At 66.5% G+C, this 23,369-nt stretch carries 35 protein-coding genes; 21 read left to right on the plus strand and 14 right to left on the minus strand.

Translation table 11 applies throughout. The annotated features are described in order from the left end of the window. Positions 1-68: 68 nt before the first annotated feature. Together E4V01_RS01755 and E4V01_RS01760 are read right to left on the minus strand one after the other, a co-directional pair. Complete coding sequence (locus tag E4V01_RS01755) at positions 69-1,316, minus strand: diguanylate cyclase (RefSeq protein WP_135297183.1); 1,248 nt, start codon at positions 1,314-1,316, stop codon at positions 69-71. Positions 1,317-1,412: 96 nt separating this feature from the next. After that, a complete protein-coding gene (locus E4V01_RS01760) occupies positions 1,413-1,793 on the minus strand; it encodes a hypothetical protein (RefSeq protein ID WP_135297184.1) in 381 nt (126 codons plus the stop codon). A gap of 818 nt (positions 1,794-2,611) precedes the next feature. On the opposite strand from E4V01_RS01760, the gene E4V01_RS01765 reads away from it, so the two are divergent. The 21 genes from E4V01_RS01765 to E4V01_RS01865 all read left to right on the plus strand — a co-directional run bounded on the left by E4V01_RS01765 (position 2,612) and on the right by E4V01_RS01865 (position 15,886). Then, the gene (locus E4V01_RS01765) at positions 2,612-3,061 is read left to right on the plus strand and encodes a thermonuclease family protein (RefSeq protein WP_245517387.1); all 450 of its coding nucleotides are present in this window, start codon (positions 2,612-2,614) and stop codon (positions 3,059-3,061) included. Between the two features lie 298 nt (positions 3,062-3,359). Next, the gene (locus E4V01_RS01770; RefSeq protein WP_135297186.1) at positions 3,360-3,641 is read left to right on the plus strand and encodes a hypothetical protein; all 282 of its coding nucleotides are present in this window, start codon (positions 3,360-3,362) and stop codon (positions 3,639-3,641) included. Between the two features lie 365 nt (positions 3,642-4,006). Further along, the gene (rplN, locus tag E4V01_RS01775; protein ID WP_012253654.1) at positions 4,007-4,375 is read left to right on the plus strand and encodes a 50S ribosomal protein L14; all 369 of its coding nucleotides are present in this window, start codon (positions 4,007-4,009) and stop codon (positions 4,373-4,375) included. Continuing rightward, a complete protein-coding gene (gene rplX / locus E4V01_RS01780; RefSeq protein ID WP_003597143.1) occupies positions 4,375-4,689 on the plus strand; it encodes a 50S ribosomal protein L24 in 315 nt (104 codons plus the stop codon). The genes rplN and rplX overlap by 1 nt, the downstream gene beginning before the upstream one ends. Continuing rightward, on the plus strand, positions 4,682-5,248 hold the full coding sequence (gene rplE, locus E4V01_RS01785; RefSeq protein ID WP_003597142.1) for a 50S ribosomal protein L5: 567 nt from the start codon (positions 4,682-4,684) through the stop codon (positions 5,246-5,248). Before rplX ends, rplE begins: the two co-directional genes overlap by 8 nt. A gap of 41 nt (positions 5,249-5,289) precedes the next feature. Next, a complete protein-coding gene (gene rpsN / locus E4V01_RS01790) occupies positions 5,290-5,595 on the plus strand; it encodes a 30S ribosomal protein S14 (RefSeq protein WP_003597141.1) in 306 nt (101 codons plus the stop codon). A 12-nt stretch (positions 5,596-5,607) separates the two neighbouring features. Further along, positions 5,608-6,003, plus strand: a complete 396-nt coding sequence (rpsH, locus tag E4V01_RS01795; protein WP_003597138.1) for a 30S ribosomal protein S8 — start codon at positions 5,608-5,610, stop codon at positions 6,001-6,003. Between the two features lie 16 nt (positions 6,004-6,019). Then, positions 6,020-6,553 carry a 50S ribosomal protein L6 gene (rplF, locus tag E4V01_RS01800; RefSeq protein WP_012253653.1) on the plus strand — a complete coding sequence of 178 codons (534 nt, stop codon included), beginning with the start codon at positions 6,020-6,022 and terminating at the stop codon, positions 6,551-6,553. An 11-nt stretch (positions 6,554-6,564) separates the two neighbouring features. Continuing rightward, positions 6,565-6,927: a 50S ribosomal protein L18 gene (rplR, locus tag E4V01_RS01805; RefSeq protein WP_003597133.1), complete on the plus strand. Its 363-nt coding sequence runs from the start codon at positions 6,565-6,567 to the stop codon at positions 6,925-6,927. 90 nt (positions 6,928-7,017) lie between these two features. Continuing rightward, on the plus strand, positions 7,018-7,596 hold the full coding sequence (gene rpsE, locus E4V01_RS01810; protein WP_012253652.1) for a 30S ribosomal protein S5: 579 nt from the start codon (positions 7,018-7,020) through the stop codon (positions 7,594-7,596). A gap of 11 nt (positions 7,597-7,607) precedes the next feature. Further along, entirely contained in the window at positions 7,608-7,802 is a 195-nt protein-coding gene (rpmD, locus tag E4V01_RS01815; RefSeq protein WP_012253651.1) for a 50S ribosomal protein L30, read from the plus strand. Between the two features lie 13 nt (positions 7,803-7,815). Further along, positions 7,816-8,325 carry a 50S ribosomal protein L15 gene (gene rplO, locus E4V01_RS01820; RefSeq protein ID WP_056198870.1) on the plus strand — a complete coding sequence of 170 codons (510 nt, stop codon included), beginning with the start codon at positions 7,816-7,818 and terminating at the stop codon, positions 8,323-8,325. Between the two features lie 114 nt (positions 8,326-8,439). Further along, positions 8,440-9,783 carry a preprotein translocase subunit SecY gene (secY, locus tag E4V01_RS01825; protein ID WP_135297187.1) on the plus strand — a complete coding sequence of 448 codons (1,344 nt, stop codon included), beginning with the start codon at positions 8,440-8,442 and terminating at the stop codon, positions 9,781-9,783. A 155-nt stretch (positions 9,784-9,938) separates the two neighbouring features. Then, positions 9,939-10,541, plus strand: coding sequence for an adenylate kinase (locus E4V01_RS01830; RefSeq protein WP_060769720.1), 603 nt, complete (start codon positions 9,939-9,941; stop codon positions 10,539-10,541). Positions 10,542-10,845: 304 nt separating this feature from the next. Further along, a complete protein-coding gene (gene rpsM, locus E4V01_RS01835; RefSeq protein ID WP_003597120.1) occupies positions 10,846-11,214 on the plus strand; it encodes a 30S ribosomal protein S13 in 369 nt (122 codons plus the stop codon). A gap of 171 nt (positions 11,215-11,385) precedes the next feature. Then, positions 11,386-11,775 carry a 30S ribosomal protein S11 gene (gene rpsK, locus E4V01_RS01840; protein ID WP_003597118.1) on the plus strand — a complete coding sequence of 130 codons (390 nt, stop codon included), beginning with the start codon at positions 11,386-11,388 and terminating at the stop codon, positions 11,773-11,775. Positions 11,776-11,812: 37 nt separating this feature from the next. Then, on the plus strand, positions 11,813-12,694 hold the full coding sequence (locus tag E4V01_RS01845) for an MBL fold metallo-hydrolase (RefSeq protein WP_135297188.1): 882 nt from the start codon (positions 11,813-11,815) through the stop codon (positions 12,692-12,694). A gap of 98 nt (positions 12,695-12,792) precedes the next feature. Further along, positions 12,793-13,812, plus strand: a complete 1,020-nt coding sequence (locus tag E4V01_RS01850; RefSeq protein WP_056198883.1) for a DNA-directed RNA polymerase subunit alpha — start codon at positions 12,793-12,795, stop codon at positions 13,810-13,812. A gap of 202 nt (positions 13,813-14,014) precedes the next feature. Then, positions 14,015-14,431: a 50S ribosomal protein L17 gene (gene rplQ / locus E4V01_RS01855; protein ID WP_060769718.1), complete on the plus strand. Its 417-nt coding sequence runs from the start codon at positions 14,015-14,017 to the stop codon at positions 14,429-14,431. A gap of 287 nt (positions 14,432-14,718) precedes the next feature. Then, positions 14,719-15,183, plus strand: coding sequence for a MarR family winged helix-turn-helix transcriptional regulator (locus E4V01_RS01860; RefSeq protein ID WP_060769717.1), 465 nt, complete (start codon positions 14,719-14,721; stop codon positions 15,181-15,183). A gap of 244 nt (positions 15,184-15,427) precedes the next feature. Beyond that, positions 15,428-15,886, plus strand: coding sequence for an NUDIX hydrolase (locus E4V01_RS01865; RefSeq protein ID WP_060769716.1), 459 nt, complete (start codon positions 15,428-15,430; stop codon positions 15,884-15,886). Positions 15,887-16,075: 189 nt separating this feature from the next. Here the strand turns inward: E4V01_RS01865 and E4V01_RS01870 are convergent, their stop codons facing one another. The 12 genes from E4V01_RS01870 to rpsJ all read right to left on the minus strand — a co-directional run bounded on the left by E4V01_RS01870 (position 16,076) and on the right by rpsJ (position 23,288). Then, positions 16,076-17,467: an ATP-binding protein gene (locus tag E4V01_RS01870; protein ID WP_135297189.1), complete on the minus strand. Its 1,392-nt coding sequence runs from the start codon at positions 17,465-17,467 to the stop codon at positions 16,076-16,078. A 566-nt stretch (positions 17,468-18,033) separates the two neighbouring features. Then, on the minus strand, positions 18,034-18,300 hold the full coding sequence (rpsQ, locus tag E4V01_RS01875) for a 30S ribosomal protein S17 (protein WP_060769714.1): 267 nt from the start codon (positions 18,298-18,300) through the stop codon (positions 18,034-18,036). A gap of 11 nt (positions 18,301-18,311) precedes the next feature. After that, the gene (gene rpmC / locus E4V01_RS01880) at positions 18,312-18,527 is read right to left on the minus strand and encodes a 50S ribosomal protein L29 (RefSeq protein ID WP_003597107.1); all 216 of its coding nucleotides are present in this window, start codon (positions 18,525-18,527) and stop codon (positions 18,312-18,314) included. 12 nt (positions 18,528-18,539) lie between these two features. Further along, positions 18,540-18,953: a 50S ribosomal protein L16 gene (gene rplP / locus E4V01_RS01885; RefSeq protein ID WP_003597105.1), complete on the minus strand. Its 414-nt coding sequence runs from the start codon at positions 18,951-18,953 to the stop codon at positions 18,540-18,542. Positions 18,954-18,986: 33 nt separating this feature from the next. Further along, a complete protein-coding gene (rpsC, locus tag E4V01_RS01890) occupies positions 18,987-19,733 on the minus strand; it encodes a 30S ribosomal protein S3 (RefSeq protein ID WP_003597102.1) in 747 nt (248 codons plus the stop codon). Positions 19,734-19,744: 11 nt separating this feature from the next. Beyond that, positions 19,745-20,128 carry a 50S ribosomal protein L22 gene (gene rplV, locus E4V01_RS01895; RefSeq protein WP_003597100.1) on the minus strand — a complete coding sequence of 128 codons (384 nt, stop codon included), beginning with the start codon at positions 20,126-20,128 and terminating at the stop codon, positions 19,745-19,747. 1 nt (position 20,129) lies between these two features. After that, positions 20,130-20,408, minus strand: a complete 279-nt coding sequence (rpsS, locus tag E4V01_RS01900) for a 30S ribosomal protein S19 (protein WP_003597098.1) — start codon at positions 20,406-20,408, stop codon at positions 20,130-20,132. A gap of 5 nt (positions 20,409-20,413) precedes the next feature. Further along, complete coding sequence (gene rplB, locus E4V01_RS01905) at positions 20,414-21,250, minus strand: 50S ribosomal protein L2 (protein ID WP_060769713.1); 837 nt, start codon at positions 21,248-21,250, stop codon at positions 20,414-20,416. A gap of 25 nt (positions 21,251-21,275) precedes the next feature. Further along, a complete protein-coding gene (locus E4V01_RS01910; RefSeq protein WP_003597094.1) occupies positions 21,276-21,572 on the minus strand; it encodes a 50S ribosomal protein L23 in 297 nt (98 codons plus the stop codon). Then, positions 21,569-22,189: a 50S ribosomal protein L4 gene (gene rplD, locus E4V01_RS01915; RefSeq protein WP_003597092.1), complete on the minus strand. Its 621-nt coding sequence runs from the start codon at positions 22,187-22,189 to the stop codon at positions 21,569-21,571. The genes E4V01_RS01910 and rplD overlap by 4 nt, the downstream gene beginning before the upstream one ends. Then, on the minus strand, positions 22,189-22,929 hold the full coding sequence (gene rplC, locus E4V01_RS01920) for a 50S ribosomal protein L3 (RefSeq protein WP_060769712.1): 741 nt from the start codon (positions 22,927-22,929) through the stop codon (positions 22,189-22,191). Before rplC ends, rplD begins: the two co-directional genes overlap by 1 nt. 50 nt (positions 22,930-22,979) lie before the next feature. Continuing rightward, the gene (gene rpsJ, locus E4V01_RS01925) at positions 22,980-23,288 is read right to left on the minus strand and encodes a 30S ribosomal protein S10 (protein WP_003597088.1); all 309 of its coding nucleotides are present in this window, start codon (positions 23,286-23,288) and stop codon (positions 22,980-22,982) included. Positions 23,289-23,369 lie beyond the last annotated feature (81 nt).

Below are 23,369 nucleotides of genomic sequence, written 5' to 3' on the forward strand. Positions count from 1 at the left end.
CGCACCATTCGGCCGCCCCCGGACGGGAAGACGCGGCAGCGCGCGTTTTGTTCGGAAGGTCCGCCCTTTCAGGCGGAGGGGATGGCGGCGCGGGTCTCGGCGCCGGCCTGTCGGTTGGCGTTCGCAGCGGGCATGAAGCTCTCGACCCGGTTGCGGCCTTCATTCTTGGCTGCGTAGAGCGCGAAGTCGGCGGCCTTCAACAGGTCGGCGGCCTGGATGCCGAAATCACGCGTCCGCCCCCGCCCGGCGGTGGTGCCGACGCTCACGGTCACCAGTGCCCCCGCAGGCAGGCCGGGATGACGGATGGCGAGATCCGTGACGGCCGCGCGGATCGCCTCGCCGGCCGACCGCGCCGCGGACGGGTCGGCGTCCGGCAGCAGGGCTACGAACTCCTCGCCGCCGTAGCGCGCGGCCAGACCGCCATGGGCCGCGACGGAGGCCTGCAGCGCCTCCGCCACCGCCACGAGGCAAAGGTCCCCGTCCGCGTGCCCGGCGGTGTCGTTCAGGAGCTTGAAATGATCGAGGTCGATGAGGATGACGCCGAGCCACGCATCCCGCTCGCCGGCGAGATCCCATGCCGCCTCCAGGCGCTCCGAGAAGTGGCGACGGTTGGACAGGGCCGTGAGCGAGTCGGTTTCGGAGAGCACGGTGAGGCGCGCATTGGCGCGGGCGAGCGCCTCGCCCTGGAGCTTCATCCGCAAGCCGATGAGGAAGGTTTTCCGGGCCTCCCATTCCCGCGAGTAGCAGAGCTTCAGCGGCACCAGGATCAGCCCGGAGACCAGCAGGGGCAGGCCGCTGCGCTCCGGGTTGCACAGGCCGAACGCCAGAACGAGGCCGCCATAGAGGGCGAACGAGGCACCGCAGAACCACAGGCAGTGCCGGAACGGCATCGGCGCGATCAACCCCACCACCAGCGGAACGATGGTGGCGATGATGATGTAGACGTCGGCATGCGGGGCGGGCGCGAGACGGGCGCTGTTGAGGACGACGACGATATCGACGAGCGCCGTGGCGAGGACGGCAGCGGAGATCCGCACCATGGTCGGCCGTCCCCGCAGGGACACGATCGCCGCCAGCGCGACCGGGCAGAAGACGCCCAGCGTCATCGCCAGGGGCACGACGAACCCCTCGGGACCGAACACCTCCCGGTCCATGACGAGGGAGAGGAGGTTGAACAGGGTGAAGACGGCGAGCCAGGACTGCACGTAGCGACCGCTCTGCCGGGCGGTCTCGGCACGGTACTGCGCTTCGAGCGCGTCCGGAAACTTGAGCCGGTACCAGGGGCGGCTCAGACCGGCTTCGATCGGCTGTAGCATCGATGCGCCAAGTCAAGCCTCTGCTGCGCAAGCGTTAGCGTACCGGAACGCGGTTGCTCAATGACGAATGTCAGCCAGGGCAAGAGGAATCCGGCTTTATCCTTCCGGCGACGTCGAGACCGGATCGCCCGCCGCCCCGTAGCCGCGCTGGGCCGCGGCCCGGTTGACGATTCCGAAGCGGAGGACCGTCTCCTCGAGGTAGTCGACCGCCCTGACGAGATGGCGGCGCGCCCGGTCCCACTCGTCCGCCTCGGCATCGCCGGAGGTCTCGGCCAAGGTGACGGAGGCGATCAGAACACGGTCGCGCTCATCCTCGATTCGCCGGTCGCGCTCGACATGGCCCCGCACGTCGGCATCGAAGGCGGCGATGACCGCCCAGGGGAAGTCGTCCTTCCGCCCGTCCGCCGGGAAGGCGGCTGCGAGCCGCCGTGCCTCGGCGGACGCCCCACGCACGAGATCTGCCAAGCTCACCGCCACCGTCCGACCCTCCTCGCCTTCGGGCAGGCGCGACGCCTCGACCCTGTCCCGCCAACGTCCGCAGCGGCGATCCCGTTCGCAAGCGAGGATGCAGGCGACATCCCGATGCCTTGAGTCTGGAGCGCGTGCCCTCTCCATGTGCCGGCATCCGGTGCGCGGCGGACAGTAAGACAGGGTCCGATGAGGCCGCCCTCTACGCTCACGCCCACCGAACGGTTTGGGGGCATCACCGTCCGGTGGGCGCAAGCGACCGGGAGCGAACCCACCGGCGCCGCCAAGGATAGGGCGGATGCGCCGTTCCGACAGCGGCGACCGGCTTGATTGTCGACCGGACGCAGCGGAACGCCAGTTCTTGGTTAAGGAATCCGAGGCGGACCCTGCGGCGAGGGGCGCGGCACCGGCATGTCGCCGCGGCATGCCGCAGGCCACGAAAAGGGCATAAGCCATGCTTTAGGTTGTCCGACAGACGCTCGCTCCCCTGTCGAAGCCCTTTGGGGCGGAAGGGATCGGGCGTTTCGTCCATCACGTGAGCGACAGACACGTGAGAGTCTTCGGTAGAGCGATTTGCCGACGCCTCCGCAGGGAAAACCTCCTCAGGAAAAGCGTCGGAAACCCATGGTGTTTCGATGAGACGAACGGGATTTCTCGGCCTTAGAGCATCATCCCGAAAGGTGGTTGCCGGCTTTCGGAAAAGGATGATGCAAAAACAAGAGGATAGAGCATCGTCCTGGATCCTCTATCGAGGACGATGCTCCATCGTCATCGTCCTCGCCGCATTTGGCGCCGGTGCCGTCGGCGACGGCCACGCCAGCGAAAGCGTGAGCGGTCGGCCGCGGATCCTGAGCGGCGACACGCTGGTCGTCGGCGGGCGCGTCGTCGGCCTCTACGGCGTGGCGGCGCCCGGCCTGAAGCAAACCTGCCTGAACGCCAAGGGCCACGGCTATGCCTGCGGTGCCCACTCGGCCAAGGCGCTGGCTGCCCACCTGAAGGATGCCACCGTCACCTGCCAGATCCGCGAGACGGACAGCTACGGCCGTGCGCTCTCCGTCTGCCACCGGGACAAGGAGGACCTGAGCGCCTGGATGGCGGAGAAGGGCCTCGCCATGGCCGAGCGCAACCAGCGCGCCGCCTATGTCGGCGCCGAGACGGTGGCCTGGGGCAAGCGCCTCGGCCTGTGGGCGGGCTCCTTCGAAGATCCGACCGAACGACCCCGGACGAGCTACTCGAAGGCCAATACGGTGGCCGACGCTCAGCCCGAGGCGCATTGACGAGCCCGCGAGTCGGGCCATACCCCCAAGGCGGAACGGCTTCGGCAAGGCGCCGGGAACGATCCACGGGCGACAACGGTGTGCATCGGCACGGAGCCGGCGGTCGCGCGGTCGCCGCAGCGCTTGCGACCGGCTCGGTCAGGTGCCACGTAGAGGCTTCCAGGCGCGCGGACGGGGCGGCTGGGGACGTGACCGCAGCGTTGCCCCCGACTCGATCCCCCGGACTCGTCCTCCGCGCGACGCTGCGGCCTCAAGCCCGCTGGTTCCGGCGGCCTGCGCCAGGGAGTGATGAGAAGCCATGCGTTGCCCGATCGCCGTCTCCGCCCTCCTGCTTTCCGGCTTCGTGCTCTCCGGTCCTGTCCTCGCTCAGGATGGGGGTGACATCCGGGTCACCCCGACCGGCCGCACCATCACCGCGACCGGCCAGACCAAGCCGCCGGCCCCGGGTCAGACGCAGGGCGACATCTCGTCCGTCTCCCAGGAGCAGATGCTCAAGGCCCAGCGCGCCGCGCAGGCGCGCGACAAGGCTTGGGACGCGAAGATGAACAAGACCATGGGCTCGATCTGCAAAGGTTGCTGACCGCCCCGGCCCGAGCCCCGGCGGACGAAGACCAGAGCCGCTCAGACCCCGCTCCCCCAACGCCGGAACCATGGCCGGCACCCTGCCGGAAATCCTCCGCGTGGCCCTCCCGGCAGCAGCAGGCTCGCGCGAATTCACCCGGCTCCAGACTTGCACAGAGCCCGCGTCCGTAGTATCGGGCACGCCTTCGCGACAGTCCTTGGGGTGCTCGCATCCCTTCGTACGCGGTGACCGCGCCGGCATTCCAACGCCGATAGCGCGGTCTCTTACATGAGCCGGGGACATCAAATCCCCATCAGGCGTCGTCCGCCGGGCAATACCGTCCGTGTGCGGAAACCCGCCTGAAACAAGGAAAGGTCACTCCCGTGATCCAGATGCAGACGAATCTGGACGTCGCCGACAATTCGGGTGCGCGCCGCGTGATGTGCATCAAGGTACTCGGCGGGTCGAAGCGCAAATATGCCGGCGTCGGCGACATCATCGTCGTCTCCGTCAAGGAGGCGATCCCGCGCGGCCGCGTGAAGAAGGGCGACGTCATGAAGGCGGTCGTCGTGCGCACCGCCAAGGACGTGAAGCGCGCCGATGGTTCGGTGATCCGCTTCGACAAGAACGCCGCCGTTCTGATCAACAATCAGAAGGAGCCGGTCGGCACCCGTATCTTCGGACCGGTGCCGCGTGAGCTGCGCGCGCGCAACCACATGAAGATCATCTCGCTCGCTCCTGAGGTGCTGTGATGGCCGCCAAGATCAAGAAGGGCGATACGGTCGTCGTTCTCACCGGTCGCGACGCGGGTCGCTCCGGCGAGGTCATCCAGGTCATGCCGAAGGAGGACAAGGCCTTCGTTCGCGGCGTCAACCTGGTGAAGAAGCACCAGCGCCAGACCCAGAACCAGGAAGGCGGCATCATCTCCAAGGAAGCTGCCATCCAACTGTCCAACATCGCGGTGGCCGACGCCAACGGCAAGCCGACCCGTGTTGGGTTCCGCATCCTCGACGACGGGCGCAAGGTCCGGTTCGCCAAGACCACGGGGGATCAGATCGATGGCTGAGGCCGACAAGAACGCCTACATCCCGCGTCTGCGCAAGCACTACGACGAGGTTGTCCGGCAGAAGCTGATCGAGCAGTTCGGGTACGCGAACCCGATGCAGGTCCCGCAGATCGAGAAGATCGTCATCAACATGGGCGTCGGCGAGTCCACCGCGGACTCGAAGAAGGCCACCGTTGCGGCGGGCGACCTCGCGCTCATCGCCGGCCAGAAGCCGGTCATCACCCGCGCCCGCAAGGCGATCGCGACCTTCAAGGTCCGCGAAGGCATGCCGATCGGCTGCAAGGTGACCCTGCGCAAGGCTCGCATGTACGAGTTCATGGACCGTCTCGTCACGATCGCGCTGCCGCGCGTCCGCGACTTCCGCGGCCTGAACCCGCGTTCCTTCGACGGCCGTGGCAACTACGCCATGGGCCTCAAGGAGCACCTCGTGTTCCCGGAGATCTCCTACGACAAGGCGGAGCAGACCTGGGGCATGGACATCGTCGTCCAGACGAGCGCCACCACGGACGAAGAGGCCAAGGCTCTCCTCGCCCATTTCAAGTTCCCGTTCCGGCAGTAAGCGGCAGCAACGTCGCTTAGACGCGGACACTGGAGAAAGACATGGCTAAGAAAAGCTCAGTCGAGAAGAACAACCACCGCAAGGATCTGGTGAAGCGCTTCGCCGAGAAGCGCAAAGCCCTCCTCGCCATCGCCAACGACGAGTCCCGTGAGATGGAGGAGCGCTTCGAGGCGCGCCTGAAGCTCGCGGAACTGCCGCGCAACTCGTCGGCCACCCGCATCCGCAACCGTTGCGAGATGACCGGCCGTCCGCGGGCCTACTACCGCAAGCTCGGCATCTCACGCGTGGCTCTGCGCGAGCTCGGCAACCGGGGTCTCATCCCCGGCCTCGTGAAGTCCAGCTGGTAAGGGGAGGCATCCATGGTGAACGATCCCGTGGGTGACATGCTCACCCGCATCCGCAACGGTCAGAGCCGTCGCCGCAACGTCGTCCAGACCCCCGGCTCGCGCCTGCGCGCCTCGGTTCTCGACGTCCTGAAGTCCGAGGGCTACATCCGCGATTACGCGGTGCAGGACCTCGGCAACGGCCGCACGGAGTTCCAGATCGAACTCAAGTACTACGACGGTCGCCCGGTCATCCGGGAGATCAAGCGGGTGTCGAAGCCCGGCCGCCGTGTCTACTCGTCGGTTGGCGAGTTGCCGCGCGTCGCCGACGGCCTCGGCGTCACCATCATCTCGACCCCGCAGGGCGTCATGGCCGATCACGTTGCGCGCGAGCGCAACGTCGGCGGTGAAGTGCTCTGCAAGGTGTTCTGATCCGGAGGACAGCGACATGTCTCGCGTAGGCAAGAAGCCCGTCCCCGTCCCGTCTGGCGTCACCGCCACGGTCACGGGTCAGACGGTAAAGGTGAAGGGCTCGAAGGGCGAACTCCAGTTCGTCGTCCCGTCCCAGGTGGTCGTCGAGTTCAAGGACGGCGCCGTCTCGGTGCAGCCCAAGGACCAGTCGAAGCAGGCCCGCTCCCTGTGGGGCACCTCGCGCGCCCAGGTGGCGAACCTCGTCGAGGGCGTTTCCAAGGGTTTCGAGAAGAAGCTGGAGATCACAGGCGTCGGCTACCGCGCCGCGATGGCCGGTAAGGCGCTCAAGCTCTCGCTCGGCTACAGCCACGACATTGAATACGAGATCCCGGCCGGCATCACGATCGTGACGCCCAAGCCCACGGAGATCGTGGTGTCGGGCATTGATCGGCAGCGCGTCGGTCAGGTCGCGGCGGAGATTCGCGAGTATCGCGGTCCCGAGCCCTATAAGGGCAAGGGCGTGAAGTACGCTGGCGAATTCATCTTCCGCAAGGAAGGCAAGAAGAAGTAAGGGGGGCGATCATGTCGAACAAGAACGAAGCCCTCCTGCGTCGCAAGGCGCGGGTCCGTCGGGCCCTCAGAGCTGCCGCCAACGGCCGTCCGCGGTTGTCGGTGTTCCGCTCGTCCAAGCAGATCTACGTCCAGGTCATCGACGACGCCGCGGGCCGCACGCTCGCCGCCGCGTCGAGCCTCGACAAGGATCTGAAGTCCAGCCTCAAGACCGGTGCCGACAAGGCAGCGGCCGAGGCGGTCGGCAAGCTCGTCGCCGAGCGCGCCAAGGCTGCGGGCGTCACCAAGGTCGTCTTCGACCGCTCGGGCTACATCTTCCACGGTCGCGTCAAGGCTCTCGCCGACGCCGCCCGTGAGGGTGGCCTGGACTTCTAAGACGCCGCGTTCCCTCCCCCTCGTGGGGAGGGGACCCATCGAGCGAGCGGGTCGTTCCGATCCGCGTCAGTGAGATAACAGGAATCAGATATGGCACGTGAACGCGAGGGTCGTCGCCGCGACGACCGCGAGGAGCGCGACAGCGAGTTCGTGGACAAGCTCGTCCACATCAACCGCGTCGCCAAAGTGGTGAAGGGTGGCCGTCGCTTCGGCTTCGCGGCGCTCGTCGTCGTCGGCGACCAGAAGGGCCGCGTCGGCTTCGGCCACGGCAAGGCCCGTGAGGTGCCGGAGGCGATCCGCAAGGCGACCGAGGCCGCCAAGCGCGGTCTGATCCGGGTGTCGCTGCGCGAAGGCCGCACCCTGCACCACGACGTCAACGGGCGTCACGGCGCCGGCAAGGTCATCCTGCGCGCCGCGCCCCAGGGCACCGGCATCATCGCGGGTGGTCCGATGCGCGCCGTGTTCGAGACGCTCGGCATGCAGGACGTCGTCGCCAAGTCGCTCGGCTCGTCCAACCCCTACAACCTCGTGCGCGCCACCTTCGACGCGCTCAAGAACGAGGACAGCCCGCGCTCGGTCGCGGCCCGTCGCGGTCTCAAGGTGTCGGCCCTCCAGGCCCGTCGCCGTGACGCCGACCCGGCCGATACCTCCGAAGCGGCCGTCGCGTAAGGGAGGGCAGCATGGCAACCAAGACTGTCCGCATCGAGCAGATCGGCTCGCCGATCCGCCGCGAAGCCTCCCAGCGTGCGACGCTGGTCGGCCTCAAGCTGAACAAGCTGCACCGCGTTTCCGAGCTGGAGGACACTCCCTCGGTCCGCGGAATGATCCGCAAGGTCGCGCACCTCGTGCGCGTCCTCGACGACGCCGCGGCGTGAGGAGGGCTCCACCATGAAGCTCAACGAGATCCGCGACAACGAAGGGGCCACCAAGGCCCGCATGCGCGTCGGCCGGGGCATCGGCTCCGGCAAAGGTAAGACCGGTGGCCGCGGCGTGAAGGGTCAGAAGGCCCGGAGCGGCGTGTCCATCAAGGGCTTCGAGGGCGGCCAGATGCCGCTGCATCGGCGCCTGCCCAAGCGCGGCTTCAACAACATCCACGCCCATGACCTGAACGAGGTGAATCTCGGCCGGGTGCAGCAGGCCGTGGATGCCGGCAAGCTCGACGCGAACGCCGCCATCACGGTCGATGCGCTGGTCAAGGCCGGCATCATCGCCCGCGCCCGCGACGGCGTGAAGCTGCTCGGTGTCGGCGAGCTGACGTCGAAGCTCAGCTTCGAGGTGACCCGCGCCTCCAAGTCGGCCATCGAGGCCGTCGAGAAGGCTGGCGGCTCGGTGACCACGACCTTTGCCGCCGGCGTCGCCCATCGCGGCGCGGCGGAAGGCGCGGTTGCGTCGGCCTGACGCCGCGATTAAGTCGAACGCCGAAGCGGCGGCCCGTGCTCGCACGCGGCCGCCGCTTTCGCTTTCAGGGACCGTTCGAGACGCGTCCCGACGGCAATTCCTGGGATACGAGACATGGCCTCAGCCGCCGAACAGCTCGCCGCGAACCTGAATTTCGGCGCCATCGCCAAGGCCGACGAGCTTAAGAAGCGCATCTGGTTCACCCTGGGCGCGCTCATCGTTTTCCGGCTCGGCACCTACATCCCGATTCCGGGCATCGACCCGGAGCAGTTCGCGCGGAACTTCCAGAACCAGGCCGGCGGCGTGCTCGGCATGTTCAACATGTTCTCCGGCGGTGCCGTCGAGCGCATGGCGGTCTTCGCGCTCAACATCATGCCCTACATCTCGGCCTCCATCATCGTTCAGCTTCTGACCTCGGTCGTGCCGACCCTGGAAGCGCTGAAGAAAGAGGGCGAGTCGGGCCGCAAGGTCATCAACCAGTACACCCGCTACCTCACGGTGGTACTGGCACTGGTTCAGTCCTGGGGCATCGCCTTCGGCCTGCAGGGCTCGAACGCGGTCATCACGCCGGGTCCGTTCTTCATCCTCTCCACCGTCGTGACGTTGACCGGCGGCACGCTGTTCCTGATGTGGATCGGCGAGCAGATCACCTCGCGCGGCATCGGCAACGGCTCCTCGCTCATCATCTTCGCCGGTATCGTCGCCCACCTGCCGGCCTCGATCTTCGGCGCGCTCGAACTCACCCGCACCGGCGCGCTCTCGCCCGCCATCCTGCTCGGCGCCGGCCTTGCGGCGGTCGCGCTGATCTACTTCATCGTGTTCATGGAGCGCGCCCAGCGCCGGCTCCTCATCAACTACCCCAAGCGCCAGGTCGGCAACCGCATGTACGAGGGCCAGTCCTCGTTCCTGCCGCTCAAGCTCAATACCTCGGGCGTGATCCCGCCGATCTTCGCCTCGTCGCTGCTGCTGCTTCCGACGACGGTGGCGAGCTTCTCGGCCAACCAGGGCTCGACCGGCATCCTCGGCACGCTGACGGCCTATCTCGGCCACGGAAGGCCGCTCTACATGGTCGCCTATGCCGGCCTGATCATCTTCTTCACGTTCTTCTACACGGCGATCGTCTTCAATCCGCAGGAGACCGCCGACAACCTGAAGAAGCAGGGCGGCTTCATCCCCGGCATCCGTCCGGGGGAGCGGACCGCGGCCTTCATCGACAAGGTGCTGACGCGCATCACGGTGATCGGCGCGGCCTACCTCACCTTCGTCTGCCTCGTGCCGGAGATCGTCGCCTCCTACACCTCGGCGGTGCTGGGCTTCGGCGGCACCTCGCTGCTGATCGTGGTCTCGGTCACCATGGACACGGTGGCTCAGATCCACGGGCACCTGATGGCGCATCAGTACGAGGGCCTCGTGAAGAAGGCCAAGCTGCGTGGCGCCTCTACGACGCGGCGCCGCTGAGGCGCCCCGAAAGGCACCCTTCGACAAAGGTTTGGTGGACGCGCAGTTCGGAATTGCGCATCACAGCGTTGTGACGACGGCGCGGCCTCAGGAAGGTGGGCGCGCCGCCCATGAAGAACGAGCCCGGCGCCGGGCCTTGAGGACGGGGAGACGCTATGCGGATCATTCTGCTCGGACCGCCGGGTGCGGGGAAGGGTACGCAGTCCGAGCGTATCGTGGAGCGCTACCGCGTTCCGCAGCTTTCGACCGGCGACATGCTGCGCGCGGCGGTCGCCGCCAGGACGCCGGTCGGACTGGAAGCGAAGGCGATCATGGAGAGCGGCGGCCTCGTGTCCGACGCGATCGTGGTTGGCATCGTTGCCGACCGCATCGAGGAAGCCGACGCCAAGAACGGCTTCATCCTCGACGGCTTCCCCCGCACGGTCGAACAGGCCAAGGCCCTCGACGCCATGCTGGCGGAGAAGGGCATCGCCCTCGATGCGGTGGTGGAATTCGTCGTCGACGAGACCGCCCTCGTCGGCCGCATCGCCAAGCGCGCCGAGGAGACCGCCGCCCGCGGCCAGCCGGTGCGGAAGGACGACACGCCGGAGGTCTTCAAGACCCGGCTCGACGCCTACAGGAAGCAGACCGCTCCGCTTTCCGACTATTACGCCGGCACCGGTCTGCTGCGGAAGATCGACGGCATGAAGCCGATCGATGCCGTGACCGGGGATGTCACCGCTCTCCTCGACAGCTTCCGCGAGACGGCCTCTTCCTGAAGCCTCGGCACCGCGCAGACCTCGAAGCCCGCCTCCCGTTCCGACGGGGCGGGCTTTTTCATGCCTCGGCGACGGTCTTACCGGCTGTGGACCGTATTCCGGTTTTCAAAGCGTTGACAAGTTATCCGGCCCGCGCTAGGTGGACCCCCTTCGTCCAAGCGGGATGTGGTTCGGGGCGCCTCACGGAGCGCGCTTTCGGGCCGATTTGTCGTTCTGGGCGGCGCGCAGGGGCCGGCCTCCACCGGACGCGCGCTTTCATCCGCCGAGGCGTGGCCGATCGTGCCCGCCACATGGAGAGAACATCTTGGCTCGTATCGCCGGCGTCAACATCCCGACCGCCAAGCGCGTCGTCATCGCGCTCCAGTACATCCACGGCATCGGCCCGAAGAAGGCCGAGGAGATCACCGAGAAGGTCGGCATCCCGGCCGAGCGCCGGGTGAACCAGCTCACCGACGCCGAGGTGCTTCAGATCCGCGAAGCCATCGACCGCGACTACATCGTCGAGGGCGACCTGCGCCGCGAAGTCTCGATGAACATCAAGCGCCTGATGGATCTCGGCTGCTACCGCGGCCTGCGTCACCGCAAGCAGCTCCCGGTCCGCGGCCAGCGCACCCACACCAACGCCCGCACCCGCAAGGGCAAGGCGAAGCCGATCGCCGGCAAGAAGAAGTAATTTTTGGCATGGGAAGGCCGTGCTTTGCTCGGCCTTCTTTCCGTCGCGCTGGGTGCCCCCCCGGCCGTCGACGATTGAGCGGGACGGGTCTGCACGACGGACGCGCCCAAGTGACAAAAGAATCCCGAGCGCCTGGAAGTACGGGCGTGATTGAAGGACGAAAGCGAAAAGATGGCTAAGGAACCGACCCGCGTCCGCCGGCGCGAACGCAAGAACATCGTCTCGGGCGTGGCGCACGTCGCCGCCTCGTTCAACAACACGATGATCACCATCACCGACGCGCAGGGCAACACGATCTCGTGGTCGTCGGCTGGCGCGATGGGCTTCAAGGGCTCGCGCAAGTCGACCCCGTATGCGGCCCAGGTTGCCGCCGAGGACGCGGCCCGCAAGGCGTCCGAGCACGGCATGCGCACCCTCGAGGTCGAGGTCTCCGGCCCCGGTTCGGGCCGTGAGTCGGCTCTGCGTGCGCTCCAGGCCGCGGGCTTCACCGTGACCTCGATCCGCGACGTCACCTCGATCCCGCATAACGGCTGCCGGCCGCGCAAGCGCCGCCGCGTCTGATCGCACGACACCGGAGCATCCCCGAGCGGAGAAGCCCATGGCGGACGGATCGAAGCCCCTACCCGGCGCGCTGCGTTGGAACCTCGGCGACCTCACGGTCACCGCGCTCAACGACGGCTGGTTTCAGGGCTCCCTCGATCTCGTCACGGGCATCCCTCAGGACGAGGCCGGCGCTCTTCAGCGCGCCGGCTTCCGCCCGGAGGCTCCGGTCGTCACGCTCAACGCGTTCCTCGTCACCGGCGCCGGCCGCAAGCCGGTGCTGATCGATTCCGGGTATGGCCATTTCGGCCCCGACACCATGGGCCGGGTGCCCGCCGCCCTCGGGCTCGCCGGCGTCGCGCCGGAGGAGATCGAGACCGTGCTCCTGACCCATCTCCATCCCGATCATGCGGGCGGGCTGGTGAAGGCGGATGGCAGCGCGGCCTACCCGAACGCGGAACTCGTCGTGCATGCGACGGAAGCCGCGCACTGGCTTCCCGATGCGGCGCTGTCGCGGGCGCCGGACGAGGCCAAGCCGTATTTCGAGAACGCCCGCAAGGCGGTGGCGCCCTACGGTGCGCGGCTGCGCAAGCACGAGGGTGGTGAGCTGGTTCCCGGCATCACCGCCGTTCCGCTGCCCGGCCACACGCCCGGCCATTGCGGCATGCGGATCGTATCGGGGGACAAGTCCCTGCTGATGTGGACCGACGTGGTGCATATGCCGGCGATCCAGTTCAAGCAGCCGGAGGCGGGCGTCGCCTTCGATGTGGACGGGGATCAGGCCCGGGCGACTCGCAAGCGCGTGCTCGACGAGGTGGCGACGGAGAGAACCCTCATCGCCGGCTCGCATCTCGAGTTTCCGGCGCTGGGATACGTGGCCCGCGACGGCGCGGGCTACCGCTTCGTTCCCGCGCTCTGGGTGGCGGGCGAGAAGACTTAGATTTTTGGGGACCGGCCCGGATGCTCCCAGAGCAATCCAGGGCCGGCCGTAGCGCTTTCCGGGACGCCGGCGGCGCGGGTTTGGCAAGAGGTAGGACCGTGGTCATTCAGAAGAACTGGCAAGAGCTCATCAAGCCGAACAAGCTGCAGGTGACGGCCGGCGACGATCCCAAGCGGGTCGCCACCGTCGTGGCCGAGCCGCTCGAGCGCGGCTTCGGCACGACGCTCGGCAACAGCCTGCGCCGCGTGCTGCTCTCCTCGCTTCAGGGCGCCGCCGTGACCTCCGTCCAGATCGACGGCGTGCTGCACGAGTTCTCGTCCATCCCCGGCGTGCGGGAGGACGTGACCGACATCGTCCTCAACATCAAGACCATCGCCATCCGCTCGCAGACGGATCAGCCCAAGCGCATGACCCTGCGCAAGACGGGCCCGGGCCTCGTCACCGCGGGCGACATCGGCGCCGTCGGCGACATCCAGATCCTGAACCCCGACCTCGTGATCTGCACCCTGGACGACGGGGCCGAGATCCGCATGGAATTCACGGTCGCCACCGGCAAGGGCTACGTCCCGGCCGAGCACAATCGCCCCGAGGATGCGCCGATCGGCCTGATCCCGGTCGATGCGCTGTACTCGCCGGTGACCAAGGTCAGCTACCGCGTCGAGACCACCCGCGAGGGCCAGGATCTCGACAAGGACAAGCTGACGATGACGCTCGAGACCAACGGCGCCGTGTCGCCGGAGGATGCGCTGGCCTACGCCGCCCGCATCATCCAGGACCAGCTCCAGGTCTTCGTGAACTTCGAGGAGCCCCGCAAGGAAGAGGCCGCGCCGCTCGCGCCGCAGCTCCCCTTCAACCCGGCGCTGCTCAAGAAGGTGGACGAGCTCGAACTGTCGGTCCGTTCGGCGAACTGCCTGAAGAACGACAACATCGTCTATATCGGCGACCTCATCCAGAAGTCGGAGGGCGAGATGCTGCGCACCCCGAATTTCGGCCGCAAGTCGCTCAACGAGATCAAGGAAGTGCTCGCCGGCATGGGCCTGCACCTCGGCATGGACGTTCCCGGCTGGCCGCCGGAGAACATCGAGGATCTCGCCAAGCGCTTCGAAGAACACTACTGAGGGGCGAAGCCGCCCCTGGCCTGATTGAGCGGCGCTGCACGGCGTCGTTTGTTCGGCCGCCTCGGACCCGGTGCTGAGCCGCTGGCTCGGGCACTCCCGAAAGAAATCCCGCCGCTGGGTTACGCGGAGTTTCTGAAAACAGCCCCTAGGGCACTCGGCCGTACCGTGGCACGGCGGCCGTGACTGAGAAGGACCAGCCACCATGCGTCACGGCTATCGCGGTCGCCGCTTCAATCGCACCACCGAGCATCGTAAGGCGATGTTCGCCAACATGTCGGCCGCGCTGATCAAGCACGAGCAGATCGTCACCACCCTGCCGAAGGCCAAGGATCTGCGTCCGGTCATCGAGAAGCTGATCTCGCTCGGCCGTACCGACAGCATCCATGCCCGCCGCCTCGCCATGGCCCAGATCCGCGATGCGGACATGGTCAAGAAGCTCTTCTTGGTCCTCGGCCCGCGCTACCAGTCGCGTCCGGGTGGCTACTGCCGCATCATGAAGGCGGGCTTCCGCTACGGCGACAACGCTCCCATGGCCGTCATCGAGTTCGTGGATCGTGACGTCGACGCCCGCGGCAAGGATTCCGGCCCGACCTCGGTCGAGACGGCCGACGCCGCCTGAGGTGGGGTCCCGCGCATTGCGGGGCAACGCGTGACATTATGATCGGAGCGAAAGGCGGCCATACGGCCGCCTTTTTGCGTGTTCGACCGGGCGCGCTAAAAGCGGGTGTCCGAACCGGCGGTGGAGAAAGCGCCGGGACGTCGCCACTGGGACAATTGTGCATGTGCCTTGCCGTGTTGCATCCGCTATCGTCGGGTGCGCGGCAGGGTTGAGGATCACCGGCAAGCCGGCGCCCCTTCCCCGGTGCGGCAGGCCGGAAGGCGTTGTCGAACGGCAGGATGTGAACCGTGAATGCTCCCAACGAGAGCGCAGAAGTACTGAGGGACCCGCTGCTGCTGGACAATCAGCTCTGCTACGCGCTCTACGCCGCGGCCCACCGGATGACGAAATCCTATCGGCCGATGCTGGAACGGATGGGGCTGACTTACCCGCAATATCTGGTGCTTCTCGTGCTCTGGGAGAACGACGGCGTGACCGTCTCCGAGATCGGCCGGCGCCTTCGTCTCGATTCCGGCACGCTCACGCCGGTGCTCAAACGGCTGGAGACGAGCGGATTGCTGAATCGCAATCGCCGTCAATCCGACGAGCGCGAGGTCGAGATCGCGCTGACCGATCAAGGCCGTGCTCTCCGCTCGGAGGCGATCGCCGTACGCCAGTCCGTCATGTGTCAGCTCAACATGTCGGAGCCCGAGATCCAGGCCATGCGGGCCGACCTGAATGCGCTCATCGAAAACCTCTCGACGGCGTGCTGATCGAGCCGGCACGCCTCGTCCCCAGTCCATTTTGCCGGGTAAATTTCGATTGAGTTGCTGCCCACGATTCCGCTAGTGACCCCTGTCGCTCATCGTCTGGATGCGACGGCAGCCCCGATCGCAGCGACGTGCCTTCCCGTCATCAATCTTTCAAGGAAGTTTGGCCTTGTCTGCGCCCGCTCGGAGCAGACCCGGCGGCAAACGCTGAGCGCGAACCGCGCCGGCCGCAGGGCGTTTCAGCAGCATGACGGCGGGCCCGATCGATAGCAGCCGCGAAGCGCGGCCCCAGGTCGGCGTGCTGCCGATGCGCCGGACACCGGAGGGTGGCACGGAGGTTCTGCTCGTCACGTCGCGTGAGACCCGCCGCTGGGTCATCCCGAAGGGCTGGCCGATGAAGGGACGCAAACCCTTCGAAGCGGCTGCCCAGGAGGCCTATGAGGAGGCCGGCATCGTCGGCCGCGTCGGCAAGCGGCCGATCGGTTTCTATCTCTACGAGAAGCGCCTGAAGAACCGCGACGCGGTTCTCTGCCAAGTGAAGGTGTTTCCTCTGGAGGTGCGCAAGCAGCTCAAGAAGTTTCCCGAACGTGGCCAGCGCGATGCCCGCTGGTTCACCCCCTCCGAGGCGGCCGACATGGTGATCGAGGCCGGTCTCGCCGGCCTGATCCGCGCCGCCGGAAACCGCGATCCGAAGCGGAAAGGCTGAGCGGGGGGCTGCGCCCACCCTCACGGCTGTGTCGGGGCGCCCAGGGGCGCCTGGAGCGGGCGGGGCGTGGTGCACCAGCCGGTTGAGCAAGCGCGTCTCACGCCCCCGTCCAGCCATTGCAGGAACGGCGCCGACGATGCCGACCCCACCATGCCGCTCGCTGGTCGGTGACTTAACTCAGCGGCCGATCTAGAGATCGTCACCACAACCGTCGAAGGGTGGCGCCTGCTTTCCCGCACGCTCGGGCGCGCCGGACGCCAGGCCGATGATGCGGCGACCGATGCGGTTGCGGCTGCCGACGGCCTCACCGAGGACGGATTCGACCGTCGCGACCGTGATCCGGTTGCCCGCCCCCGCGGCGATGGTGGCTTGCGCGAGACGACGGACCATCTCCTTGATGAACGCAGCGCTCGCTCCCTCCGATCGGGTGACGACGGCATCGATCGCCCTCTCCTCGAAATCGAGGGCCTCTCCATAGAGGCTGACAAGCCGAGCGCGGCAGGCCGCGTCGGGGTTTGCGATCTCGATCGCCTCGTCCACGCGTCCCGGGCGCGAGGCCAGAGCCTCCTCGATCTCCTCGGGACGGTTGGTGGTGAGGATGAACAGTACATCGGCGTCGTCGTGCAAGCCGTCCATCTCGTTGAGCAGACGGTTGAGGAGCACCTCGGTATTCGGGCTGTTCATGCCCTCGCGGGAGCGGCCGACCAGATCGACATCCTCCAGCACGACGATGCTGGGCTGGAGGGTGCGTGCGAGCGACATGTAGCGGCCGAGCATCTTGACCTGCTCGGCGGTGATCAAGATCGCCGTTCGTGTCGGCAGGTTCGAAGCGATGTAGCGGACGATGTGGGTCTTGCCGGTGCCCGGGGGACCGTAGAGGAGGATGCCCTTACGGGTGGATTGGCCGAGCCGCTTCAAATCCTCCCGGTGCCGGTCGAACTCGAAGACGTGCCGGTCGAGGCGTTCCATCGCGTCCGCTCCGAGGATGACCGCCTCATGAGGGATGCGGGGCAACCGGTGAACCTGCATCGGTGCGCGCATGCCGGAACTGTCGCTCGCGGCCTCGAAGGAGAGAACCTTGCCACGGTAGAGCGTTGACCGTGCTCCTGCCGCCTCGATCTCCGAAAGGAAACCGGCTGCGAACTGGAGCGATGCCGGATCCGGCATCGTGGCAATCTCGACCTGCGAAAATCTCGATCGCACCGAGTAGTCGATGTAGCGGGAGAGCAGGATCGCGACTGGGCGGCCCTCCACCTGGAACAGCCAAAGGCCATTGTTCAGAGCCGCGAACGGATCGTCCTCCCCCACATCCATGTCCTGGTACTGGAGCGGCGTAATCGAGATCCGATACTCGCCGCTGCGAACAAGAAGGCCGGAGATCGTGAGAGCGATGTGTTCGTGGAACTGATGGACCCCGAGCAGCGTCGGCTTATGGGGCGCAAGTTGCGCCGCGATCGCGATTTGGGCATCCGGCAAAAGATGGTCGCCGAACTGCCGGCGTGAACTCGTGATGCCGTTGATCTGCTCGGCACCGAAATGGTCGACGAGGGCTTCCCAGGCTTGATCGAAGTTACCGGACATTCCTGCGCTCCTTCAGGAGCCGCTGCATCTTCGCAGGGCCCTTCATGGAGCTTGTCGATCGAACGGCAAAAACCAGAATGTGAGCAGCTTACAAAAGCACTCGATTTAAACAGTGATCTCTAAAACTACCAAATTGTTGTATATTGTTTGTTATATAGTGCCTCTGTGCAATACTTCAAGATCCCGACCGATCTTTTGATATGCTTGGATGTGCTCCCTTATCGTTTGCGTGCTTGCCGGCTCACGTTCCGAGGCCTGCGCGCGTCCTTCCACACGGGCAGCACTTGAAAATTCCTGCTCGGCCGAACGCGCAGTAAATGCGCCGGCATCGAGAGCACGGCAGCGACTCTCGCCCCTGCTACAGGTCTACGGCCGACCAATGCGGCAGGGCCGACGGATCCGCGCCTCAGCTCACCAAGAACGACAGCCTAGCCAGGCGTGGCATCGTGACCGCCGGGCGGAGGCAGCACGCCGCGGGCATGCAGCGCTCGTTTCCCGCAGACGAACGAAAACGGGCGCGGAGCTCTCGCTCCACGCCCGCACCGTCACTCTTATGGAGGAGGCTACTAAGCTGCCGTGCCGGCCGCTTCGGCCGCCGCAGCCTGGTCCTCGACCAGCTTCCAGGTCTTGGTCTTGGAATAGGGACGGGACTCCTCGATGAACACCGTCTGGCCGATCTTGGCCGTATTGGCCTCGTCGTGCGCATGGTAGTTCTTCGAACGGCGAACCGTCTTCTTCATCACCGGATGGGTGAAGCGACGCTCCACCTTCACGACGATGGTCTTATCGGTCTTGTCGCTGACGACGACGCCTTGAAGGACGCGCTTGGGCATGTGGAATCTCCTCAGGCCTTGGCCGCGTCCAGCGTCTTCTGACGCTGCAGCGTGCGGACACGGGCGATGTCGCGGCGGACCTCACGGACCCGGGCGACGTTCTCAAGTTGGCCCGTCGCGCCCTGGAAGCGCAGGTTGAACTGCTCCTTCTTCAGGCTGATGAGCTCGTCGGAAAGCTGATCCGCCGACAGAGCGCGCAGATCAGACAGTCTCTGGTCGGACTTCATGATCTCTTCCTATCAATCAGCGATGCGCTGGATGACGCGGGTGCGCACCGGCAGCTTCGCGGCTCCGAGGCGCAGGGCCTCGCGGGCGATGTCCTCGGCAACGCCATCCACCTCGAACATGATGCGGCCGGGGTGAACCCGGGCCGCCCAGTATTCCGGCGCACCCTTACCGGAGCCCATGCGGACCTCGGTGGGCTTGGCGGTGACGGGCAGATCCGGGAACACCCGGATCCACACCCGGCCCTGACGCTTCATCTCGCGGGTGATCGCGCGGCGGGCCGCCTCGATCTGCCGCGCGGTGATGCGCTCGGGCTCCAGGCACTTGAGGCCGAATTGGCCGAAGTTCAGCTCGAAGCCGCCCTTGGCCGCGCCACTGATGCGACCCTTGAACTGCTTACGAAATTTGGTCTTCTTGGGTTGCAGCATGGCAGCCTCTCAAGATTTCTGCTTGATCGAGCGTCAGGCGTGCGACGGCTCGCGGCGGCCGCGGCCACCCCGGTCGTCACCGTCACGCTCGCGGCGCCCGCCGGAACGGCCACCCTCTTCCTGGGCCTTCTTGTCCTGCGCCATCGGGTCGTGCTCGAGGATCTCGCCCTTGAACACCCAAACCTTGATGCCGCACGTCCCGTAGGTCGTGAAGGCGGTGGCGGTGCCGTAATCGACATCCGCGCGAAGCGTATGCAGGGGCACGCGGCCCTCGCGGTACCACTCCGTGCGGGCGATCTCCGCGCCACCGAGACGGCCGGCGCAGTTGATGCGGATGCCCTCGGCGCCGAGACGCATGGCCGACTGCACGGCGCGCTTCATGGCGCGACGGAAGGCGACACGGCGCTCGAGCTGCTGCGCGATCGACTCGGCGACGAGCGTCGCGTCGATCTCGGGCTTGCGCACCTCGACGATGTTGATGGTCACGTCGGCCTTGGTCATCGTGCCGACGAGCTTGCGCAGCTTCTCGATGTCCGCGCCCTTCTTGCCGATCACCACGCCCGGACGGCCCGAGTGGATGGTGACGCGGCACTTCCGGTGCGGGCGCTCGATGACGATCTTCGAGACGGCGGCCTGCTTGAGCTGCTTCATGAGGGCGGCGCGGATGGCCACGTCCTCATGCATCAGCTTGGCGTACTCGCCCTTCTCGGCGAACCAGCGGGAATCCCAGGTCCGGTTGATGCCGAGACGCAGGCCGATCGGATTGATCTTCTGACCCATCGGTAAACTCCTCAGGCCGCTTCAGCGCGCACTTCGCGAACCACGATCGTGAGGTTCGCAAAGGGCTTCAGGATGCGCGCGCCGCGACCGCGGGCACGGGCGTGGAAGCGCTTGAGCACCAGCGCCTTGCCAACGAAGGCCTGGGAGACGACGAGATCGTCCACGTCGAGATCGTGGTTGTTCTCGGCGTTGGCGATCGCGCTCTCCAGGCACTTCTTCACATCGCGGGCGATGCGCTTGCGGGAGAATTCGAGATCGGCAAGGGCCGTATCGACCTTCTTGCCGCGGATCAGCGCCGCCACGAGGTTGAGCTTCTGGGGCGACACGCGGAGCATCCGCGCGACGGCCTTCGCCTCGTTCTCGGGGAGCGCGCGGGGGGTGGCAGGCTTGCCCATCTCAGCGCCTCTTTGCCTTCTTGTCGGCCGCGTGACCGGGGAAGGTGCGGGTCGGCGAGAACTCGCCGAACTTGTGACCGACCATCTCCTCGGTGACGTAGACCGGGATATGCTTGTGTCCGTTGTGCACACCGAAGGTGATGCCCACGAACTGCGGAAGGATCGTGGAGCGACGGCTCCAGATCTTGACGACCTCGTTGCGGCTGCCGCCGCGGGCGGCGTCGGCCTTCTTGAGGAGGTAGCCGTCGACGAACGGCCCTTTCCAGAGGGAACGTGCCATGGCTGTTACTTCTTGCGGTTATGGCGGCTGGACAGGATGAAGGTGTCGGTCCGCTTGTTGGACCGGGTCTTCTTCCCCTTGGTGGGCACGCCCCAGGGCGTGACCGGGTTCCGGCCGCCCGAGGTACGACCCTCGCCGCCGCCGTGCGGGTGGTCCACCGGGTTCATGGCAACGCCGCGAACGTGCGGGCGCTTGCCGAGCCAGCGGTTACGGCCGGCCTTGCCCAGCGAGATGTTCATGTGGTCCGGGTTCGAGACCGCACCCACGGTCGCGAAGCACTGACCGTGCACCAGGCGCTGCTCGCCCGAGTTCAGGCGCAGCGTGACGTAGCCCTGGTCGCGTCCGACGATCTGAGCGTAGTTGCCGGCGGAGCGGGCGATCGCGCCGCCCTTGCCGATCTTCAGCTCGACGTTGTGGACGATGGTGCCCACCGGCATGGAGCCGATCGGAGCCGCATTGCCCGGCTTCACGTCGACGCTCTCACCGGCGATCACCTTGTCACCCGGCGACAGGCGCTGGGGGGCGATGATGTAGCTCTGCTTCCCATCGGGGAAGGTGATGAGCGCGATGAACGCCGTCCGGTTCGGATCGTACTCGATCCGCTCCACCGTCGCGGGAACGTTGAGGTTCTCGCGACGCTTGAAGTCGACGTTGCGCAGGACCCGCTTGTGGCCACCGCCGCGGAAGCGGACGGTGATGCGGCCCAGGTTGTTGCGGCCGCCCGAGGAGCTCTTGCCCTCGGTCAGCGCCTTCACCGGCTTGCCCTTGTAGAGCTCACGGCGATCGACGAGCACGAGCTGGCGCAGGCTCGGCGTGACCGGTTTGAATGTCTTCAAGGCCATCGGCTTGATCCTAACGCTTCAAGTCTCAGAGGCCGGTCGTGACGTCGATCGTATCACCCTCGGCGAGGGTCACGATCGCCTTCTTCACGTCCGAACGCTGCCCGCGCTGCCCGCGGAAGAACTTCTTCTTGCCCTTGGTCGTGAGCGTGTTCACGCCCGTGACCTTGACGTCGAACAGACGCTCGACCGCTTCCTTGATCTGCGGCTTGGTGGCCTTCGGGGCAACCCGGAAGACGACCTTGTTCTGCTCGGTGAGGTTCGTCGCCTTCTCCGTGATCACGGGGGAGACGATGATATCGTAGTGGCGCGGATCGGCACTCATTTGAAACGCTCCTCCAGCGCATCGACGGCGGCGCGCGTCAGCACGAGCGTGTCGCGGCGCAGGATGTCGTAGACGTTGATGCCCTGGACGGGCAGCACATCGATCTTCGGAATGGCGCGGGCGGCGCGGCCGAAGTTCTCGTCCACTTCAGAGCCGCCGATGATCAGCGCGCTCGACAGACCGAGCTTCTCGAAACGCTCGATCATGGCCTTGGTCTTGTGGTTGTCGACCTTGATGTCGTCGACGACGATCAGGGTCGAAGCCTTGGCCTTGGCCGAGAGGGCGTGCTTGAGCGCCAGAGCGCGGACCTTCTTGGGAAGGTCGTGGCTGTGGTCGCGCACCACCGGACCGAAGGCCCGGCCGCCGCCGCGAAACTGAGGAGCGGAGGCAGCGCCGTGACGGGCGTTGCCGGTGCCCTTCTGCTTGTACAGCTTCTTCGAGGTGCGATCGACGTCGGAGCGGTTCTTGACGGCGTGCGTGCCGGCGCGCCGCTTGGCGAGCTGGTAGCGCACCATCCGCTGCAGGATGTCGGCGCGCGGCTCGAGGCCGTAGATCGCCTCGTTGAGCTCGACCGAGCCGGCGGAGCCGCCGTCGAGCGTGGTGATATCGAGTTTCATCACGCGTTCTCCTCGGACGCCGGAGCCTCGGGGGCCGCCTCGACCTGGGACGCGCCGGCAGAGCCGTTCTCACGGAACTTGCCCGGCAGCGGCACATCGGCCGGCAGCTTGCGCTTGACCGAGTCGCGAACCTGGATCCAGCCGCCGGCGACACCGGGGACGGCGCCTTCGACGAGGATCAGGCCGCGCTCCGGATCGGTGCGGACGACCTTGAGGTTCTGCGTGGTCACGCGCTCGACGCCCATGTGACCCGGCATCTTCTTGTTCTTGAAGGTCTTGCCCGGATCCTGACGGCCACCGGTCGAACCGATCGAGCGGTGGGAGATCGACACGCCGTGGGTGGCGCGCAGACCGCCGAAGTTCCAGCGCTTCATGCCGCCGGCGAAACCCTTACCCGTGCTGGTGCCCGTCACGTCGACGAACTGGCCCGGGATGAAGTGGTCGGCCGTGATCTCGGCACCGACCGGGATCAGCGCGTCCTCGGACACGCGGAACTCGGCGAGCTTCTTCTTGGGCTCGACCTTGGCGACCGCGAAGCGGCCGCGCTCGGCCTGCGACACGTTCTTTACCTTGGCCTTGCCGACGCCGACCTGGAGGGCGACGTAGCCATCCTTCTCGGTCGTGCGGTGTGCCACGACTTGGCACTGATCAATCTGGAGCACAGTGACGGGCACATGCTCGCCAGCGTCTGTAAAGACGCGGGTCATGCCGACCTTCCGTGCGATGACGCCTGAGCGCATAGGTCTCTCCCTCGCGCGATGAAACGGTAAGCTCTAAATCCGACGCGGACTTAGAGCTTGATCTCCACGTCCACGCCAGCGGCGAGGTCGAGCTTCATCAGCGCGTCCACGGTCTGCGGCGTCGGGTCGACGATATCGAGCACCCGCTTGTGCGTGCGCATCTCGAACTGCTCGCGCGACTTCTTATCGATGTGCGGCGAACGGTTCACCGTGAACTTCTCGATATGGGTCGGCAGCGGGATCGGGCCCCGGATCTGCGCGCCGGTCCGGCGCGCGGTCGAGACGATTTCCTTGGTGGACGCATCGAGGATGCGATGATCGAACGCCTTAAGGCGAATGCGGATGTTCTGACCGTTCATGACCTGACCTCGGCGGAAACGTTGAGGAGCGGGCGCGAGGGCCCGCCCCTCTTACGTCCCCTGTCGATGATGCTTGCGGTT

The sequence above is a fragment of the Methylorubrum sp. Q1 genome (assembly GCF_004683995.1).
GTDB lineage: Bacteria > Pseudomonadota > Alphaproteobacteria > Rhizobiales > Beijerinckiaceae > Methylobacterium.